Raw genomic sequence first — 17,814 nt, 5'->3', positions numbered from 1 at the left:
TTCTCGCTTCCCAAAGGAGACACCATGCCGGTCCGATTCGCACTGCGCAACCTCGCAGTCGGCATTTCCCTTGCCTTGGGCATGGGCGTCTTGCCGGCCACCGCGCTCGCGGCCCCCCCCGATACCCCGCTGCGCATCGTGGTTGGATTCGCGCCTGGCGGCGCCCTCGACATCTTTGCGCGTGCGCTGGCCGAGAAGCTGCGCGCCTCCCTCGACACGCCGGTCCTGGTGGAAAATCGTCCGGGCGCTTCAGCCCGGCTGGCGCTGGACAATGTCCGGCGCTCACCCGGCGACGGCAAGACGTTGCTGATTTCACCGGCGCCGCCGTTCACGATCTTTCCACTGACCTACAAACAGCTGCCCTACGACCCGGACAAGGACCTGGTCCCTGTCGCGTACCTGGCAGATGTGCCGCTGGTGGCATCGACCAGCGTCGGCCAGCCGTACCGGACCATGCAGGAATACCTGGCGTGGGTGAAGCGCGATCCCTCGAAAGGCGGCGTCGGACTGGTGACCCTCGGCGGCAGCATTCATTTCGGCGTCGTCACCCTCGGCAAGGAAATCGGCGTGCCGCTGACGCCCACGGCGTACCGCGGCGTGGTGATGATGCTGACCGATGAGATCGGCGGCACGCTGCCCATCGGCATCGACGCCATTGCCGGGCAGATGGAGCTGTACCGCGCCGGCAAGATCCGCTTCCTCGGCGTTACCGGCACCAGGCGTTCATCGCTGCTGCCTGACGTGCCGACGCTGGCAGAAGCCGGCGCCCCCGGCTTCGAGACGGCCTCCGGTTGGTACTCTGCGTTCGTGCCGGCGGGCACCCCGCCCGCCGCCGTTGCCAGGTTGGAGAAGGCGCTGCTGGAGGCTGTCCGCGCGCGCGACCTCCGCGACAGGATGGCGACGCTGGGCATGGAACTGAACGGCCAGCCGGCCGCGGCACTGCGTCAGACCATCCAGGACCAGCGGGGGCGGTGGAAGCCTGTAGTCATGGCTTCCGGCTTTACGGCGACCGAGTAGTCGTATCCGCGGCAGGATCGTACGGCAGTACCCGCTCCTGCTCCTCCGGGCTGTTGCGGGCAACGATGGCGCGGGCCGGCTCGGTGGCGCTGAGATTAAATGGCTGGTGCGGAACACCGGGCGGGATAAACAGGAACTCGCCCGCCCCGGTGACCACGGAATCTCGCAAGCCGGGGCCGTAGCGGGTTTCCACCCTGCCCTCCAGCACGTAGATGGCGGTCTCGTGCTCGCAATGGACATGGGCTTCCGCGTGCGCGCCGGGTGGGACCACGACAAGGTGCATCGACAATGCCCTCGCGCCTGCCGTCGTGCCGGAAATGCCAACGAAATACGGCAGCTTCTGGCTGGTGGCGATTTCCCGGTCCGGGCGCACCGCCACCAGGGTCGACGGAATGCTCGCGCTCGTTGTCTGCATGATGCAATGCTCCGCTCTCTCGGCTCGCCAGGGGCGCCACGCCGGCATTTCCAGGCCTTATCGGCCATCGGGAAATTCATCATAGTGATTTGCCGATGGCCGTTCAATCGCGCCGCTGCGCCTGGCCGCGCATCGCCTTACTGCGCCGACAAGCCCCCATCCACGCCGATGCTCTGGCCATGGATATAGCGTCCGGCCGGCGCGGCCAGCAGCACCGCTAGCCCCGCCACGTCCTCCGCCTCGCCGATGCGCCGCATCGGCACGCCCGCGGCCAGCCGCGCTTCGCGCTCCGGGTCGCCCCACAAGGCATCGCGCGAGAATTCCGTGCGCACCGGGCCCGGGTTAATGGCATTGACGTTGATGCCGGACGGGCCGAGCTCCAGCGCAAGGCTGCGCATGGCCTGGTCGATCGCTGCCTTGGTCACGCTGTACAGGCCAAGGAACGCCGAGCCGCGCTTCGCCGCGATGCTCGACATGAAAGTGATCGAGCCATCGCGGCGCTCGGCCATCTGCGGCGCCAGCGCGTTCACCAGCATCAGGTTGCCGCGCACATTGCCGGCCATGGCCGCATCGAACAGCTCGGGGCCTTGCGTCAGCATCGAACCCGGCGTGGCGCCGGCCGCCGCGTTGAGGACCAGCGCATCGACCCGGCCGTACGCGGCCAGAGCCTGCTCGGCGAAGGCGCGCACGCTGTCGACGTCGGCAATGTCACAGGCGATGCCGGTGGCGCGGATGCCGTCCGCTTCCAGCTGCGCGGCGACGGTGCGCGCGGCTTCGCCGTCACGTCCCGATACCACCACGGCGGCGCCGGCGTTGCCGAGCGCCCGCGCCATGGCGAGGCCCATGCCGCGGGTGGATCCGGTGATGACGGCAACGCGGCCGCTCAGATCGAAAAGGTTGTGCATGATGAATAACTCCTGAATGGGGATGGCTGCTGTTTTTCCGGCTCTATAGATGATGACTGACATCTATTGAATAAAGTATGGCCATCATCTAAACTGCAGTCAAGGCAGAATTCCGAGGAGTCCTTCACATGGCACGCGCATCACGCGAACAAGCCGACAAGAACCGCGAGGCGATCGAGCAGGCGTCGTCGCGGCTGTTCCGCGAGCGCGGACTGAACGGCGTCAGCGTCGCCGAGCTGATGGCCGGCGCCGGCCTGACCCACGGCGGCTTCTATGGCCACTTTGCTTCCAAGGACGCGCTCGCCGCGCAGGCCTGCAAGCGCGCCTTTGAAGAATCCGCCGCGCGCTGGGAACGCCGGCTGGCGCGCGCCAACGGCGACCGGCACACCATGCTGGCCAACCTGGTCGAGCCGTACCTGACGGCTGCGCACTGCGCCAACCCTGGCGCCGGCTGCGCTGCCTCATCGCTGGCGGTGGACGTGGCGCGCGAGCCCGCCGACAAGCCGGTGCGGCAGGCTTACCTGGACGGCTTCAAGGTACTGGTCGATGAGATGGCCACGACCGTAGCCAGCGATGACCCGCGGGTACGCGAGGAAGAAGCCCTGATCCGCATGGCCATGCTGGTCGGCGCGCTGACACTGGCGCGCGCAACCGCGGGCGATCCGCTTTCCGAGGCCATGCTCGACGCCGTCCGCAACCGTTTGCTGGGCAGTTCCGCCTAGCCCGCCCCTTAACCACGTGCCGGGCCCTTCCCCCTGCCACCTATGGGCTGGCGGGCTGGGCCTCTTTCGCCTGTCGCCACCCCAACTCCGAGGTCAGAGAAACCCAATGTTCGCGCAAGCCCTTTCCCGCCGGCTCGACCGGCGCGGCATCCACTACGCGTGGCTGGTCGCCGCCCTTACCTTCCTGGTGATGCTTACCACCTCGGCCGCGCTCGGCCTGCCCGGGGCGTTCCTGTCGCCGCTGGCGCGCGAGATGGGCTGGAACACCGACGAGATCTCGTCGATCCTTGCCTTCCGCTTTGCGCTGTTCGGGCTGATGGCGCCGTTCTCGGCCATCCTGATGGAGCGCTTCGGCGTGCGCAACGTGGTCTGCGCGGCGCTGGCGCTGATCGCGGGCGGCATGGCGCTGGCAACGGTGTCGACCGAGCTGTGGCAGCTCTTCGTGGCGTGGGGGCTGATGCTGGGCGTCGGCTCCGGGCTGACCGCGCTGGTGCTGGCAGCCGTGGTCGCCAACCGCTGGTTCAGCGCGCGGCGCGGGCTGGTCATCGGCCTGCTGACCGCCAGTTCGGCCACCGGCCAGCTCGCGTTCCTGCCGGTGGCCGCCTGGCTGATCGAGCATATGGGCTGGCGCGTCGCCGTGCTGCCCGTGCTGGCCGCGTGCGCGCTGCTGGCCGTGCTGGTGCTAGGCCTGATGCGCAACCGTCCCGCCGACGTGGGCCTGGCGGCGTTCGGCGAAGTCCCGGCCGCGGCGCCGGTGCAGCCGTCCGCCCCCCCGGCGCCGCTGACGCTGCGCGCGCCGTTCGCGGTGCTGCGCGATGCGGCGCGCACGCAGGCGTTCTGGGTCCTGGCCGGCACCTTTTTTATCTGCGGCCTGAGCACCAATGGCCTGATCCAGACGCATTTCATCGCGCTCTGCGGCGACTTCGGCATGGGCCCGGTGCCGGCGGCGTCGGCACTGGCGATGATGGGCGCCTTCGACTTCGTCGGCACGATCCTGTCGGGCTGGCTGTCGGACCGCTATGACAGCCGCAAGCTGCTGTTCTGGTACTACGCGCTGCGCGGCCTGTCGCTGTTCTGGCTGCCGCATTCGACCTTCACGCTGTACGGCCTGTCGATCTTTGCCATGTTCTACGGGCTGGACTGGATCGCCACCGTGCCGCCGACGGTCAAGCTGGCCGCCACCGCGTTCGGGCGCGAGCGCGCGCCGGTCGTGTTCGGCTGGATCTTCGCGGCCCACCAGATCGGCGCGGCCGTGGCGGCGTTCGGCGCGGGGATGACCCGCACGCTGCTGCTGACCTATACGCCGGCGCTGTATGCCGCCGGCGCGGCCTGCCTGGTGGCGGCGCTGCTGGCGCTGATGGCCAGCCGCAAGCGTGCGGCAAGCATGGCGGAGCCCGTTCGCGCGTGAGCCCACGCAGTGCGCGCGGGTTCCCGCACGCACCGGGCCATTCTTCAGAACTTGGGGATGCGCAGCGTCTTGCTGACCATCAGCGTGCCCGACAGCGCGAACAGCAGCGCCAGCGGATGCAGCACGGCAGGGCCCAGCACCCAGGCGCCGCCAGGCAGGTCGCCACCCAGCTGTCCTTGCCAGGCACACCATGCCAGCACGGCGGTGAGCAGCACGCTGGTCGGGATCGGCGTGCCTTCGAAATACGCCACCTTGCCGCTGTCGCTGCCGGCGGCCAGCGTTTCGGCGGTGACGTTGAAGCGCGCCAGCCGGCTCACGCCGCAGCAGACGAAGTAGATCAGAATGGCCAGGTCCCAGCCGCCGCGCATGCCGGCGGCAAACGCCAGCGTGGCCGGCCCCACGCCGAACGAGATCACGTCGGCCAGCGAATCGAGCTCGCGCCCCAGCGCCGAATGGGCATGGCGCCAGCGCGCGATGCGGCCGTCGAGCACGTCGAAGATAAAGGCCAGCGGCGCCAGCGCCGCGGCCGTGTAGAAGTGCGACAGCTGCTGGTCCGCCACGTAGAACATGGCGAAGAAAACCGACCCCATGCCACAGGCTGCATTGCCGAGCGTGAACACGTCGGCAAGCTGCAGTTCGCGCAGCATCGAGAAATGGCGGGGACGCTCCGGCCGTGTGTTCATCGCGCGCTTACAGGGCCTGCGATACGTGGTGCACGCTCGGCGGTGCAGCGAAGGTATCGCCCACCAGCGCACGCCATTGCTGGAATTCCGGCGATTCGCGGAAGTGGACCATGTGGTCCTCCACGGTCTCCCAGTCGACCACCAGCGTGTACTGCTCGGGCTGCTCGATCGAGCGGAACAGCTGCACGCCATGGCAGCCGCGCGAGCGCAGGAAGAGCGGCTTGGCCTGGCTGACGCCCTGTTCGAGCTGCTGCTCCATGCCGGGCTTGATGGTGAGTTGAGCGATTTCCTTGATCATGGCGGTTCTATTACCTTTGGGTAGGAGGCCGGCGCACGCCGGCGGGTTCTTACTACCTTAGCACGATCGACGGCGCCGCATGCCGCGGAAAGCATTCCGTTACACCGCTCGGCTAGCATCGTGGACCTTGCCACTTCGTTGCCAGAGCTGCCATGCCGACCCGCTTGCGACCGCTGCCCGAAAGTTTTTGCATCCCTGCCCTCACCATTCTTCTCTGCCTGCCCGGTGCCGCGCCGGCGTTTGGCGCCGTGCAGCCATGCGGCGCGCCGGCGACGGCCATTGCCCAGGTCCAGGACGGCGGCGCATGGTCCGGCCGGATGGTCGAGGTCGAAGCGGTGGTCACCGCGGATTTCAGCGGCGATCGCGGCCTGCGCGGCTTCTTCGTGCAGCAGGCCGACGCCCAGCGCCAGCAGCGGCCGGGCATTTCCGAAGGGCTGTTCGTCTATGCCCCGCGGGCAGTGGCGCGCACGGGCGACCTCGTGCGCCTGTCCGGAAGGGTCGAGGAAAAATTCGGACAAACACAGCTGACCTTGTCCGATGCGCCGGCGGTCTGCGCCAGCGGCATTCCGGTCACGCCGGCAACGCTGGTGTTGCCGGCCAGCGATGCCGACCTGCGTGCCCGCGCCGGCATGCTGGTCAGGATGCCGCAGACGCTGACGGTCAGCGAAACCCATGAACTGGCGCGCTATGGCACGCTGGCGCTGAGCGTGGGGCGCCCGTTCGCGCCCACGCAGGTCGCCTTGCCAGGCGCGGGCGCAGCGCAAGCCGCGGCGGCCAATTTGCGCAACCGGTTGCTGCTCGACGATGGCTCGACGCGCCAGTACCCGGAAGTGGTGCCGTACCCGCCGCCGCAGCTTGCCGCCAGCCATCCGTTGCGTACCGGCGATACCGTCAGCGGCGTGGCCGGCGTGCTGGAGAAGCGCCACGGGCAGTGGCGCCTGCAGCCGGTACGCGGCGCGCGGGCGCCGGCGTTCCAGGCCGCCAATCCGCGCCCGGGCGCGCCGGCGCGCCATCCCGCCGCAACGCTGCGGGTGGCGGCATTCAACCTGCAGAACTACTTTAACGGCGGTGGCGGCAGTGGTGGCCTCGCTTCGGGCGACAACCGCGGCGCGCGGACCGCCGCGGCGCTGGCCCGGCAGGAGGCCAAGCTGGCCGCCGCACTGCGTGCGCTGGATGCCGACGTGATCGGCCTGATGGAGTTGCAGAACAACGGCTTTGGCCCGGACAGCGCCGTGCGGCAACTGGCGGCGCGGCTCGGGCCCGACTGGCGCGTCGTCGATCCCGGAACGCCCGCGCTCGGCGGCGATGCCATCGCGGTGGGCCTGCTGTACAACGCCCGCGCCACGGAGATCGTAGGCCGTGCCGCCACCACCTGGCTGGGCGCCCGCAGCCGCCAGCCGCTTGCCGCCAGCTTCCGGGCAAAGGCCGGCGGCGCGCCAGTGACGGTCGTGGTCAACCACCTCAAGTCAAAGAACTGCGCGGAAGCCGCTGGCGCGCAAGCCGACCAGGGCGATGGGCAAGGATGCTGGAGTCCCTCGCGCGTGCAGGCCGCCGGCGCCCTGGCCGACTGGATTGCCATGGTGCCGACCGGCGCCCCCGGCGCGGGCGTGCTGGTGATCGGCGACCTGAACAGCTATGCAATGGAAGATCCGGTGCGGCTGCTGGCACGGCGCGGCTATGCGGACATGGTGGCGAAGCTGGCGGGGCCGCAGGCCTACAGCTACGTCTACAACGGACAGGCCGGCTACCTCGACCATGTGCTGGCGGATGCCGCGGCCGCGAGGCATGTCGTAGCCGTGCAGCCGTGGCATATCAATGCCGACGAGCCGGCGGCGTTCTCTTATGCGCCGGCCCCGGGCGCGCCTTCGGTGCCGGCCTACTACGCCCCCGATGCATACCGGTCCTCCGACCACGACCCCTTGCTGATCGACCTCGCCCCGGCCGCCGGATCGCCCTAGCCGGCCGACATGCGCCGCAGCAGCAATCCCTGCGCAAGGTACAGCACCACCAGCAGGTTGGCCGCCGCCAGCCCGCCATGCAGCCAGCCCGGATGGACAAAGGCTTCGTACAACTCCAGCGGGATATAGATGCCGCCGGACCAGATGCCGATCCAGTTGCCCCAGGCGAGCCCGCGCCAAAGTCCGTAGGCCTCGGCGAAGCGCATCAGCGCATAGACCGCCGCCGAGCCGCCGATCGCCCACAGGCGCGCGTTATCGGGATGCGCAAGCAGCGACAGGAAGATGGTGGGATAGCGGCTGGCGGGGTTGACGTGCAGGCGCTGGATGATGGCTTCGGCCAGCGCCTGCGCATCGCGGTGCAGCAGCGCGGCCAGCCCCAGGCCGGCGACGATCACCAGCAGGCCCTTGGCCGCCTCGAACATTGCAATGCCCTTCAGGCCCAGAGCGCCCTCACCCTGCTTTGCCATGCGTGTTCCCCGTCCGGATTGCAGTGACTGCAAAGCCGGTATTGTGCAACAGGGAAACGCCACGCAGCGGCGGTAGTCAGCGGAGGTAGTCGCGGTAGTCGCTGTAGTCCCGCTCGCGCATCGGCCCGTCGGCATCGATGCCGCCGCTGGCGGCAAGCGGGCCATCGACGGTCAGCGGTCCGGCAACGTTCAGGTCGCCATTGACCACCATGTCGCCATGCACGGTCAACGGTCCCTTGAACACCTTCAGGTAGCCGCCGCGATACGGCACAGAGCGGGCGCTGACCGGGCCGGTGAAGAATGCTGCGGTCAGCGGGCCGCTGGCATAGACGTGGCCGGCGACGGTCAGGGTGCCATGGACCCGCACCGGCCCCTGCACTTGCGCCGATCCGCCGATCGTGATCGGACCCGACTCATGCGGCTGGGCGCGCAGCGGTGCCGCGCCGAACTGCAACGCCAGTGCCAGCGCGGCGCCCAATGCCAGCCGCCACATCCAGGCTGCGGTATCAAGGCCAAGGGTACGGGACGTCATGGTGATGGCAAAGCTCCTGCAGCGGCATGGGCCGCTGTTTCCAACTTAGTGCCGATCGCCCCGCCGTGCAAGGCTATGGCGCCTGCGGTGCTTCCAGCCTCGCCTTCAGGCGCCTGACGGCCTCGGCGGACTCGGACTGCAGGCGCGAGCGCAGCATCAGGCGATTGAGCAGCGCAAAGAGCAGCGTGGGCGACTGGTAGCTGAATTCCCGTTCGAAACGCGTGCTTTCCGCTGATGGCGTCAGCGACGGCGTCATGGCCGGAGTGAGCTTGTAGGTGATGGTACCGGCCCGGCGCCCGCCCGGCACCTCGCCCGCAATCGCCCAGACGCGCGGACGCTGGTTGATGGTGACGGTCCAGATCACCACGGCGCTGCGCTCGCCCGCCACGAAGCTTTCGGCCACGCGCTCACCGAGCGCCAGCGGATGGTCCGTGGCCCCCGCTACCGCGCCCGAGGCGGGATACCACGCCGGCCAGTGCTGCGGCGTGGCAATGTAGTCGAACACCTCGGCCGGAGTCCGGGCGATCACCACTTCGTCGTGGATGCTGGTGCGGTCCGCCCACGGCAATGGCACCAGCAGCAGCGCCACCGTGAGCGCGGCAAAGATCAATCCCCAGACCGGTTTCCTGAAGCGAAGCATGACGGCGCAACCCAGGCGCCCGCAAATCTGACGCGTGGCGCGATGCTTCCAGTGTAGTGATTCCGGGGCATCGCGCCAGCATCGGCGTCGCTTGTTGGTGCGCTTGTTGGTGCGCTTATTGTCGCGCTTATCGACGCCCTTGCGGCGCGCGGTTGCACCGCGTCATGGCGTGCCGCTGCGGCGCGTCATTGCGCGGGCACGGTGGCCGTCACCGGCCGCGTTGCCGCCACCGTCTCCGGCACCGGCCCCCAGCCGCCGCCCAGCCGGCGGATCAGCGACACCGTTGCGGCAGCGCGCAAGCCCGCCACCGCATTGGCCTCGCGCTGGGACTGCAGCACGGTGCGGTCGGCATCGATCACGGTCAGGTAGTCGACGGCGCCGGCATCGTAGCGGCTGCGCGAGATCCGCGCCGCGCGGCGCGCGCCGCCCAGCGCGCTGTCCAGCGCGCCTGCCTGCTGGCTCAGCCAGCGCACATCGGCCAGGCTGTCCTCGACTTCCCGGAACGCCACCAGCACGGTCTGCCGGTACGCGGCCACGCTTTCCTCGTGCGCGGCACGCGCGCCGGCCAGGTTGGAACTGTTGCGGCCGCCGTCGAACACCGTCTGCGCGATGGTCGAGCCGATCAGTGGCCCCAGCATCCAGGTGCGCGACGACCATTTGAACAGGTTGGACAGGTCGGCCGATTCAAAGCCGAACAGCCCGGTCAGCGTGATGCGCGGGAAGAACGCCGCCTTGGCCACGCCGATGCGGGCGTTGGCCGCAGCCATCTGCCGCTCCGCCGCGGCGATGTCCGGGCGCCGCTCCAGCAGCTCGGACGGCAGCCCGGCCGGGATCGCGATCGGCGCGGCATCGAACGGCCGCGCCGGCAGCGAGAACGCCGCGGGCGGCACGCCGGTCAGCACCGCCAGCGCATGCTCCTGGTTGGCGCGGCGGCGCTCGATGCCGGCCAGGTCGGCGCGCGCGGTGCCAAGCTCGGCCTCGGCGCGGGCCGGGTCAAGGTCGGTGGTCTCGCCGGCGTCGTAGCGCTTCTTCAGCAGCTTCAGCGCGTCTTCACGCAGCCGGATGGTCGCATTCAGCAGGTCGCGTTCGCTGTCGAGCGTGCGCAGCGCAAAATACGCCTGCGCCACGTCGGCCTGCAGCGCGAGCTGCACCGAGCGGTACAGGTCCTCGGCCGCCTCGCCATCGGCGCGCGCGGCATTGACGCTGGACGCGACGCGGCCGAACAGGTCCAACTCATAGCTGGCGAAGGCGCGGGCCTTCAGCACGGTCTGCGGCGAGACCCGCGTGCCATCAGGCAGGCCTTGCGACGCGGCCGACGGCTGGGATCGGGTCGGATCGAGCCCCACACTGAGCTGCGGGTAGAGATCCGCCTCGGTCGCGCCGGTGAAGGCACGCGCCTGCTTCAGGCGCGCCGCGGCGATGGCGAGATCCTGGTTGGATTCGCCGGCGGCGGCCATCAGGCGGTCCAGTTCGCCGTCGCCGAAGATCTTCCACCATTCGCCGCGATGCTGGCCTTCGGCCGGTGTCGCGGTCTTCCATTGCGCGCCTTCGGCCTGCGCGGCCTCGGCTTCCTTGTAGGCCGGCACGGTGGCGGTCTCCGGCACCTTGTAGGTCGGCGCCAGCGAGCAGCCGGCCAGGATCAGCGCGGCGGCCAGCGTAGCCAGCTTCGGCAACCAGTAGTTTGTTGTCGACATTGCAGCAGCATTCATGTTGATCACCATTATTCAGCCGATGCGGTCAGGCGGGCGGCGCCCTGCTCCTGCGCCGCCGCGCGGCGCTGGCCCCGGGTGGCCAGCAAACGCAGCGCCACGTAGAACACCGGCGTCAGGAACAGCCCGAAGAAAGTCACGCCGAGCATGCCCGCGAACACCGCCACGCCCATCGCATGGCGCATCTCCGAGCCGGCACCGCTGGACACCACCAGCGGCACCACGCCCATGATGAAAGCGAACGACGTCATCAGGATCGGACGCAGGCGCAAGCGGCTCGCTTCGATCGCGGCCTGCACCACGGTACGGCCGTTATGCTCGAGCTCGCGCGCAAACTCCACGATCAGGATCGCGTTCTTCGCGGATAGCCCCACCAGCACGATGAAACCGATCTGCGTGAAGATGTTGTTGTCGCCTTGCGTCAGCCACACCCCCGTCATCGCCGCCAGCAGGCTCATCGGCACGATCAGGATCACCGCCAGCGGCAGCGTCAGGCTTTCATACTGCGCAGCCAGCACCAGGAACACCAGCAGCACGCACAGCGGGAAGATCCAGACGCCCGCATTGCCGGCCAGGATGTCCTGGTAGGTCAGCTCGGTCCATTCGAACTTCATGCCCTTCGGCAGCGTTTCCGCGGCGATGCGCTCGGCGGCGGCCTGCGCCTGCCCTGACGAGAACCCCGGCGCGGGCCCGCCGTTCATGTCGGCAGCCGTGAAGCCGTTGTAGCGCACCACGCTGTCCGGACCGAAGCCCTGCTTCACCTGCACCAGCGATGACAGCGGCACCATGTCGCCGGCGGCGTTGCGCGTCTTCAGCTGCAGGATGTCCTCGGCATGGGCGCGGAACGGCGCATCCGCCTGCACCTTGACCTGATAGGTGCGGCCGAACTTGTTGAAGTCGTTGACGTACGCCGAGCCCAGGTAGGTCTGCAGCGTGTCGAACACCTCCGTCACCGGCACGCCCAGCTGCTTGGCCTTGACGCGGTCCAGCTTGACGTCGAGCTGCGGCACGTTGACCTGGTAGTTGCTGAAGATGCCGGTCAGCTCGGGCGTGGCGCGCGCCTTGGTGGCGAAGGCATTGGTTGCCTCGAACAGCGCGTCATAGCCCAGCGCCGCACGGTCCTCGATCATCAGCTTGAAGCCGCCGATGGTGCCGAGGCCCTGCACGGGCGGCGGCGGGAACACCGCGATAAAGGCATCCTGGATCGCCCCATACTTCTGGTTGAGGTCGGCGGCAATGGCCGCGCCCGACAGCTCTGCGCTCTTTCGCTCTTCAAACGGCTTGAGCGTGGCGAACACGATGCCGGCGCTCGGGCTGTTGGTGAAGCCGTTGATCGACAGGCCCGGGAAGGCCACCGCCGATTCCACGCCCGGATGCTTCAGCGCGATCTCGCTCATCTTGCGGATCACGTCCTCGGTGCGGTCCAGCGTGGCGCCGTCGGGCAGCTTGGCGAAGCTCACCAGGTACTGCTTGTCCTGCGCCGGCACGAAGCCCTTGGGCACCAGCTGGAACACGCCCCAGGTCAGCGCCAGCATCACCGCATAGACGCCGAACACCGAACCCTTGCGGCGGATCACGCCCTTCACCCCGCGGCCATAGCTTTCCGCGCTGCGGCCGAAGAAGTTGTTGAAGCGCTTGAAGAAGCCGCCGAACACGCGGTCCATGCCGCGCGACAGCCAGTCCTTGGGCGCGTCATGGCTCTTCAGCAGCAGGGCCGACAGCGCCGGCGACAGCGTCAGCGAGTTGAACGCGGAGATGATGGTCGAGATCGAGATCGTCAGCGCGAACTGCTTGTAGAACTGGCCGGTCAGGCCGGTCATGAAGGCCAGCGGCACGAACACGGCGATCAGCGTCAGCGCGATGGCGATGATGGGGCCGCTGACTTCGCGCATGGCCTTGTAGGTGGCCTCCTTCGGCGTCAGCCCTTCCTCGATGTTGCGCTCGACGTTTTCCACCACCACGATCGCGTCGTCGACCACGATACCGATGGCCAGCACCAGCCCGAACAGCGACAGCGCGTTGATCGAGAAGCCGAACGCATGCATCAGGCCGAAGGTACCGACGATCGACACCGGCACCGCCAGCAGCGGAATGATCGATGCGCGCCACGTCTGCAGGAACAGGATCACCACCAGCACCACCAGCGCGATGGCCTCGAACAGCGTATGCGTCACCGCCTCGATCGAGTGGCGCACGAACTGCGTGGGGTCATAGACGATGCTGTAGTCGATGCCGTCCGGGAAGTTCTGCTTCAGCTCTTCCATGGTCTTGCGCACGTCATCCGAGATCTGGATGGCGTTGGAGCCCGGCGCCTGGAAGATGGGGATGGCCACTGCCGGCTTGTTGTCCAGCAGCGAGCGCAGCGCGTACTCGGACGCGCCCAGCTCGATGCGGGCAACGTCCTTCAGGTAGGTCACCGCGCCGTCGGCGGAGGTGCGCACGACGATATCGCCGAACTCTTCCACCGTGCCCAGGCGGCCCTGCGCATTGACCGACAGCTGCAGGTCGGCGCCCGGCAGCGACGGCGACTGGCCGATCACGCCGGCCGCCACCTGCACGTTCTGCTCGCGGATGGCCTTGATGACATCGCTGGTGGCGAGCTGGCGCTCGGCCATCTTCTCGGGGTTGAGCCACACGCGCATGGCGTAGTCGCCCGAGCCGAACAGCTGCACCTGGCCCACGCCCTGGATCCGCGCCAGGCGGTCCTTGACGTTGATTACCGCGTAGTTGCGCAGGTATGTCATGTCGTAGCGGTCGTTGGGCGAGACCAGGTGGACCACCATGGTCAGGTCCGGCGAGCTCTTGACCGTGGTGATGCCCAGCCGGCGCACGTCTTCCGGCAGGCGCGGCTCGGCCTGCGACACGCGGTTCTGCACCAGCTGCTGCGCCTTGTCCGGGTCGGTGCCCAGCTTGAAGGTCACGGTCAGCGTGAGCAGGCCGTCGCTGTTGGACTGCGACGACATGTACAGCATGTCCTCGACGCCGTTGATCTGCTCTTCCAGCGGCGAAGCCACGGTTTCGGCGATCACCTTGGGGTTGGCGCCCGGATACTGCGCGCGCACCACCACCGACGGCGGCACCACTTCCGGGTACTCCGAGATCGGCAACTTGAACATCGAGATGGCGCCAATCAGGAAGATCAGCACCGACAGCACCCCGGCGAAGATGGGGCGGTCGATAAAGAATTTGGAGAGGTTCATCTTGGTCTCTGCCTGCGTTGGCGTAGCGGTCCCCCTGGCGGCCCGCCGTGGCGGGCGCCATCCACATCTGCAGGGGGGCGCTAGGGGTTTTCTGCTGTCGGTAGGCGGATCAGCTCACCGGCTTGGCGTCCGCATCGCCTTTTCCGGCGGCGGCCTGCTTGCGGTCAGGCGTTGCCTGGCGCGGCTCCAGCTCGCTGCGGAATGCCATGGCCACCGCCTTGGGCTGAACCGTGTCGCCCGGCCGCACCCGCTGCAGCCCGTTGACGACGATGCTCTCGCCCGGCTTCAGCCCCTTGCGGATCACGCGCAGGCCTTCGTAGTTGGGTCCGAGCTCGACTTCGCGGTAGACCAGCTTGTTGGCCTTGTCGAGCACCAGCACGAACTTCTTGCCCTGGTCGGTGCCGACGGCGCGGTCGTTGACCAGCACCGCCGCATGCGGCGCGCCGCCGCCCATCTTGACCTTGGCGTACAGGCCCGGCAGCAGGCGGCCGTCGTCGTTGTCGAACACCGCGCGCACGCGGATGGTGCCGCTGCGGGTATCGAGCCGGTTGTCGACCGACTGGATCTTGCCCTGGTGCGGGTGGCCGTCTTCGTTGGCCAGGCCGAGGTAGACCGGCAGGTTGGCCTGCCCGCCGCCGGCGCCCGGCGCGGTGTAGCGCAGGTAGCTCTGCTCGTCGATCTCAAAGCTCGCGTAGATCGGCGACACCGACACCACCGTGGTCAGCGCCGGCGTGGCCGTGCCCGGCGCCACCAGGTTGCCCACGGTGATCTCGGCACGCGACACGCGCCCGGACACCGGCGCGGTGATGCGCGTATAGGTCAGGTTCAGGCGCGCGGCTTCGAGTTGTGCCTGCGCGGCGCGCACGTTGGCGCTGGTTTCGCGCGCGGCGTGGATGCGCTCGTCGAACTCGCGGCGCGAGATGGCGTTGTCGTCCAGCAGCCGCTGCGCGCGTTCGCCCTCGCTCCTGGCGTGCCCCGCGCGGACTTGCGCGGCGGCCAGCGCGGCCTCGGCGCGTGCCACTTCGGCGGCGTAGGGGCGCGGGTCGATGGTAAAGAGCGGATCGCCCTTCTTCACCAGCGCGCCCTCGCGGAAGTGGACCGCATCGATGGTGCCGCCCACGCGCGGGCGGATCTCCACGCGGTCGACCGCCTCCAGTCGGCCGGAGAACTCGTCCCACTCCGTTATGGTCTGGCCCACCGCGGCGGCCACTTCGATCGACGGGGCCGGCGGCGGGGTGTTGGCATGGGCCTCGCCGCTGTGCCACGGGCGCAGGACCGCGCCGGCCACGCCGGCACCGAGCACCACGACGATGGCAAGGGCAATCAGGGTACGTCGCTTATGCTGCTGCATTTCTCAAACTCCTGTTCGGGTTTTCTTCAACCGGAAAAGCAAATGGCCGAACGCCGCCTGCCGGTCCGCGCAGGGCGGATCGGAACCGATTCAGATTGGATAGTCGGACTTAGGGCCGCCCATGCAAACCGGCGGACCTGGCTCTGGCCGATACAGAGCCGGCTGGCGATTGGCTGGAGCGGCTCAGCCGGCGGGCTTGGCTCCAGGCCGGCTGGCGCTTGCGCCAGCCTGGCGTTCGGTCAGGGTGAGGTATCGTCGGCCGCAGCCAGACATCGCTGCAGGAACCGCGCACCTTCGTCGACCCATGCCTGACACGCGTCATGGGTCTCTTCCACGCCGTCGCCACAGGCGCCGGGCATGATCATGGCCTGGGCCGGCACACCGGCCTTGCCCAGCCGCTGCGCGAAGGCCTCGCCTTCAGCGCGCAGCGTATCCTGTTCCGCGACCTGGACCAGCGTGGGCGGCAGCCCGGCCAGGCGCGAAGCCATCGCCGGCGCGGCATAGGGATGCACGCTGTCCGCCGGCGTCGGCAAGTAATCGCGATAGTTGCAGGCCATGCGCCGCAACGTTTCCATCAGCACCTGCCCGCTGCCGAAGCCCGCGCACGATGCGTGCTGCAGGCAGGGGTCGGTCACCGGCCGGATCAGCCACTGGCCGCGCGGCTGCGCGGTGCCGCGGTCGCGCAGCATCTGCGCCAGCGCGATCGCAAGGTTACCGCCGGCTTCCTCACCCACCAGCGCGAAGCGGGTCTTGTCCAGCTTCAGGCGCCGGGCGTTGCGCAGCACCCATTGCACCGTGCTGTGCGCGTCTTCAGGCGCGGCCGGGAACGGGTTTTCGGGCGCCAGCGAATAGGCCGGCGTCACCACCACGGCCGGCACCGCCCTGGCCAGGTCCTGCACCAGCTTGCGCGCCCGCTCCAGGCCGCCATCGACAAAGCCGCCGGCATGCAGGTACACCAGCCAGGGCAGCCACGTGGCCGCCTCGGCGCCCGGCGCGGGATAGCCCGGCGGGTAGCACACGCACACCGCGATCTCGCGGCCGTCGCTCGTTACCGTGTGCTCGACCACGCGCGGCTCGCCCTGGCCGGTGGCGGCGGGAGCGGCGTTCTGGCGTTGGCCTGGCTTGTTTGGCATGGCGTCCGGCGCACGGGAAAAACAATGCGCTTGAGTGTTGCGATGCAACGGATTATGGTGATTGACGAGGATGGGATAAAGCGAGAGATCGCCAATGCACTGTTCCGGGATTGGAATAATCGAACCACTCCCGATGACCGAAACCCCACGCGTGACAAGGTCATCGAAAATGTGATTCACTCCAGTTCCTGGCACGCATGGCGACCCGCAACCCTGCCTTCGTTGCGGGCGCTGCTCGCCCTGACAAACCCACGCCGGCCCGCGCCCCACGCATCCGGCGCCAGCCAGCCGGCAGCACTCCCCCAATCACAACCACAAGCCACGCCGTGCGCGTCACGAGCGCGCGCGGCACGCCGTTCGGATCTCTCGTCGGAACCTCATCATGGACCGTCTCGTATCAATGCAGGCATTCACACGGGTCGTGGACGTCGGCAGCTTTGCGCGCGCCGCCGAATCGCTGGACCTGCCCAAGGCCACGCTGACCCGCCTGATCCAGAACCTGGAGACGCACCTCGGCGTCAAGCTGCTGCACCGGACCACGCGCCGCATCAGCGTGACCAACGACGGCGCGGCCTACTACGAACGCTGCGTGCGCATCCTGGCGGACGTGGAAGAAGCCGAGCAGTCGCTGACGCGGCAGAACAATTCGCCGCGCGGCACCTTGTCGGTCGACACCACCGCGCCGCTGGCCAATCTGGTTCTCGTGCCTGCACTGAATGACTTCCTGCAGGCCTACCCCGACCTGAAGCTCGAACTGACCATCAACGGCAAGCCCATCGACCTGCTGCAGGAAGGCGTCGACGTGGTGTTGCGCGTGGGGATCCCGCTGGACGAATCGATGGTGGCCCGACGCATCGGCCATGTAAAGCTGGCGTTCTACGCCTCGCCGATCTACCTGAACCGCGCCGGCACGCCGGGCGACCTGGCCGAGCTGGCGCAGCACAAGGCGGTGAACTACCTGTCCAACCGCACCGGACGCGAGATGCCGTGGCCGATGGCGCGCGGCACGGAGCGCGGCGAGGTACTGCTGCCCTCGGCGATCTCGACCAACGATCCCGAGGTCTACGTGGGCTGCACGCTGGAAGGCCATGGCATCGCCCGCATCTCGCGCGCCATGGCCGAGCCTTACGTGGCCAGCGGCCGGCTGGTCGAGATCCTGGCCGACTGGCAGACCGACGAGTTGCCGATCTCGGCGATGTATCCGCAGAACCGGCACCTGTCGGCCAAGGTGCGGGTGTTTGTCAACTGGGCGGCGGACCTGTTCTCGCGCCACCCGCATTTTGGTGCGGTACAGCAGCGCCTCGCGGTGGCGGCCTGAGCGCGCCCTGGCGCAAGTTGCAAGCGCCGGAGCCTCCGAAACGTGCCTGGCAGGACAA

At 68.6% G+C, this 17,814-nt stretch carries 16 protein-coding genes; 5 read left to right on the top strand and 11 right to left on the bottom strand.

Annotated elements, in window-relative coordinates; translation table 11 throughout:
* Window positions 1-24 precede the first annotated feature (24 nt).
* Complete coding sequence (locus E0W60_RS10540; RefSeq protein WP_135703891.1) at window positions 25-1,017, top strand: tripartite tricarboxylate transporter substrate-binding protein; 993 nt, start codon at window positions 25-27, stop codon at window positions 1,015-1,017.
* Here the strand turns inward: E0W60_RS10540 and E0W60_RS10535 are convergent.
* Together E0W60_RS10535 and E0W60_RS10530 are read right to left on the bottom strand one after the other, a co-directional pair.
* Entirely contained in the window at window positions 1,001-1,432 is a 432-nt protein-coding gene (locus E0W60_RS10535; protein ID WP_133093288.1) for a cupin domain-containing protein, read from the bottom strand. The two genes, E0W60_RS10540 and E0W60_RS10535, sit on opposite strands and share 17 nt — an antisense overlap.
* Before the next feature lie 137 nt (window positions 1,433-1,569).
* Complete coding sequence (locus tag E0W60_RS10530; protein ID WP_135703890.1) at window positions 1,570-2,337, bottom strand: SDR family NAD(P)-dependent oxidoreductase; 768 nt, start codon at window positions 2,335-2,337, stop codon at window positions 1,570-1,572.
* Window positions 2,338-2,465: 128 nt separating this feature from the next.
* On the opposite strand from E0W60_RS10530, the gene E0W60_RS10525 reads away from it, so the two are divergent.
* Both E0W60_RS10525 and E0W60_RS10520 read left to right on the top strand, forming a co-directional pair.
* Window positions 2,466-3,059, top strand: a complete 594-nt coding sequence (locus E0W60_RS10525) for a TetR/AcrR family transcriptional regulator (RefSeq protein ID WP_135703889.1) — start codon at window positions 2,466-2,468, stop codon at window positions 3,057-3,059.
* A 106-nt stretch (window positions 3,060-3,165) separates the two neighbouring features.
* Window positions 3,166-4,467, top strand: coding sequence for an MFS transporter (locus tag E0W60_RS10520; protein ID WP_135703888.1), 1,302 nt, complete (start codon window positions 3,166-3,168; stop codon window positions 4,465-4,467).
* Between the two features lie 44 nt (window positions 4,468-4,511).
* Here the strand turns inward: E0W60_RS10520 and E0W60_RS10515 are convergent, their stop codons facing one another.
* Both E0W60_RS10515 and E0W60_RS10510 read right to left on the bottom strand, forming a co-directional pair.
* Window positions 4,512-5,150, bottom strand: a complete 639-nt coding sequence (locus tag E0W60_RS10515; protein ID WP_135703887.1) for a CDP-alcohol phosphatidyltransferase family protein — start codon at window positions 5,148-5,150, stop codon at window positions 4,512-4,514.
* Between the two features lie 7 nt (window positions 5,151-5,157).
* Entirely contained in the window at window positions 5,158-5,448 is a 291-nt protein-coding gene (locus tag E0W60_RS10510) for an antibiotic biosynthesis monooxygenase family protein (RefSeq protein WP_135703886.1), read from the bottom strand.
* A gap of 152 nt (window positions 5,449-5,600) precedes the next feature.
* Here E0W60_RS10510 and E0W60_RS10505 point away from each other — a divergent pair, with 152 nt between their 5' ends.
* Window positions 5,601-7,406 carry an ExeM/NucH family extracellular endonuclease gene (locus E0W60_RS10505; protein WP_135703885.1) on the top strand — a complete coding sequence of 602 codons (1,806 nt, stop codon included), beginning with the start codon at window positions 5,601-5,603 and terminating at the stop codon, window positions 7,404-7,406.
* On the opposite strand, the gene E0W60_RS10500 is transcribed toward E0W60_RS10505, so the two are convergent.
* The 7 genes from E0W60_RS10500 to E0W60_RS10470 all read right to left on the bottom strand — a co-directional run bounded on the left by E0W60_RS10500 (window position 7,403) and on the right by E0W60_RS10470 (window position 16,438).
* Entirely contained in the window at window positions 7,403-7,873 is a 471-nt protein-coding gene (locus tag E0W60_RS10500) for a DUF2127 domain-containing protein (protein WP_135703884.1), read from the bottom strand. The genes E0W60_RS10505 and E0W60_RS10500 overlap by 4 nt on opposite strands.
* Before the next feature lie 76 nt (window positions 7,874-7,949).
* The gene (locus E0W60_RS10495; protein ID WP_135703883.1) at window positions 7,950-8,405 is read right to left on the bottom strand and encodes a hypothetical protein; all 456 of its coding nucleotides are present in this window, start codon (window positions 8,403-8,405) and stop codon (window positions 7,950-7,952) included.
* 73 nt (window positions 8,406-8,478) lie between these two features.
* Complete coding sequence (locus E0W60_RS10490) at window positions 8,479-9,045, bottom strand: SRPBCC family protein (protein WP_135703882.1); 567 nt, start codon at window positions 9,043-9,045, stop codon at window positions 8,479-8,481.
* Between the two features lie 185 nt (window positions 9,046-9,230).
* Complete coding sequence (locus E0W60_RS10485) at window positions 9,231-10,754, bottom strand: efflux transporter outer membrane subunit (RefSeq protein ID WP_240745779.1); 1,524 nt, start codon at window positions 10,752-10,754, stop codon at window positions 9,231-9,233.
* Between the two features lie 11 nt (window positions 10,755-10,765).
* Window positions 10,766-13,954, bottom strand: coding sequence for an efflux RND transporter permease subunit (locus E0W60_RS10480; RefSeq protein WP_135703880.1), 3,189 nt, complete (start codon window positions 13,952-13,954; stop codon window positions 10,766-10,768).
* A gap of 109 nt (window positions 13,955-14,063) precedes the next feature.
* Window positions 14,064-15,305 (bottom strand): efflux RND transporter periplasmic adaptor subunit, encoded by a 1,242-nt coding sequence (locus tag E0W60_RS10475; RefSeq protein WP_135703879.1) that lies wholly within the window; start codon window positions 15,303-15,305, stop codon window positions 14,064-14,066.
* Between the two features lie 239 nt (window positions 15,306-15,544).
* Window positions 15,545-16,438 carry an alpha/beta hydrolase gene (locus tag E0W60_RS10470; RefSeq protein WP_135703878.1) on the bottom strand — a complete coding sequence of 298 codons (894 nt, stop codon included), beginning with the start codon at window positions 16,436-16,438 and terminating at the stop codon, window positions 15,545-15,547.
* A gap of 382 nt (window positions 16,439-16,820) precedes the next feature.
* On the opposite strand from E0W60_RS10470, the gene E0W60_RS10465 reads away from it, so the two are divergent.
* The gene (locus E0W60_RS10465; RefSeq protein WP_133093301.1) at window positions 16,821-17,756 is read left to right on the top strand and encodes a LysR family transcriptional regulator; all 936 of its coding nucleotides are present in this window, start codon (window positions 16,821-16,823) and stop codon (window positions 17,754-17,756) included.
* Window positions 17,757-17,814: the final 58 nt, after the last annotated feature.

Origin of the sequence: Cupriavidus oxalaticus (assembly GCF_004768545.1) — a bacterium.
GTDB lineage: Bacteria > Pseudomonadota > Gammaproteobacteria > Burkholderiales > Burkholderiaceae > Cupriavidus > Cupriavidus oxalaticus_A.
Note: the sequence above shows the minus strand (reverse complement) of the source record. Positions and strands in the feature narration are given on the sequence as shown.

Bases quoted from the DNA above. Each gene is read 5' to 3' on its own strand.
- E0W60_RS10540 (WP_135703891.1), top strand. From the start codon at position 25: ATGCCGGTCCGATTCGCACTGCGCAACCTCGCAGTCGGCATTTCCCTT.
- E0W60_RS10535 (WP_133093288.1), bottom strand. From the start codon at position 1,432: ATGCAGACAACGAGCGCGAGCATTCCGTCGACCCTGGTGGCGGTGCGC.
- E0W60_RS10530 (WP_135703890.1), bottom strand. From the start codon at position 2,337: ATGCACAACCTTTTCGATCTGAGCGGCCGCGTTGCCGTCATCACCGGA.
- E0W60_RS10525 (WP_135703889.1), top strand. From the start codon at position 2,466: ATGGCACGCGCATCACGCGAACAAGCCGACAAGAACCGCGAGGCGATC.
- E0W60_RS10520 (WP_135703888.1), top strand. From the start codon at position 3,166: ATGTTCGCGCAAGCCCTTTCCCGCCGGCTCGACCGGCGCGGCATCCAC.
- E0W60_RS10515 (WP_135703887.1), bottom strand. From the start codon at position 5,150: ATGAACACACGGCCGGAGCGTCCCCGCCATTTCTCGATGCTGCGCGAA.
- E0W60_RS10510 (WP_135703886.1), bottom strand. From the start codon at position 5,448: ATGATCAAGGAAATCGCTCAACTCACCATCAAGCCCGGCATGGAGCAG.
- E0W60_RS10505 (WP_135703885.1), top strand. From the start codon at position 5,601: ATGCCGACCCGCTTGCGACCGCTGCCCGAAAGTTTTTGCATCCCTGCC.
- E0W60_RS10500 (WP_135703884.1), bottom strand. From the start codon at position 7,873: ATGGCAAAGCAGGGTGAGGGCGCTCTGGGCCTGAAGGGCATTGCAATG.
- E0W60_RS10495 (WP_135703883.1), bottom strand. From the start codon at position 8,405: ATGACGTCCCGTACCCTTGGCCTTGATACCGCAGCCTGGATGTGGCGG.
- E0W60_RS10490 (WP_135703882.1), bottom strand. From the start codon at position 9,045: ATGCTTCGCTTCAGGAAACCGGTCTGGGGATTGATCTTTGCCGCGCTC.
- E0W60_RS10485 (WP_240745779.1), bottom strand. From the start codon at position 10,754: ATGAATGCTGCTGCAATGTCGACAACAAACTACTGGTTGCCGAAGCTG.
- E0W60_RS10480 (WP_135703880.1), bottom strand. From the start codon at position 13,954: ATGAACCTCTCCAAATTCTTTATCGACCGCCCCATCTTCGCCGGGGTG.
- E0W60_RS10475 (WP_135703879.1), bottom strand. From the start codon at position 15,305: ATGCAGCAGCATAAGCGACGTACCCTGATTGCCCTTGCCATCGTCGTG.
- E0W60_RS10470 (WP_135703878.1), bottom strand. From the start codon at position 16,438: ATGCCAAACAAGCCAGGCCAACGCCAGAACGCCGCTCCCGCCGCCACC.
- E0W60_RS10465 (WP_133093301.1), top strand. From the start codon at position 16,821: ATGGACCGTCTCGTATCAATGCAGGCATTCACACGGGTCGTGGACGTC.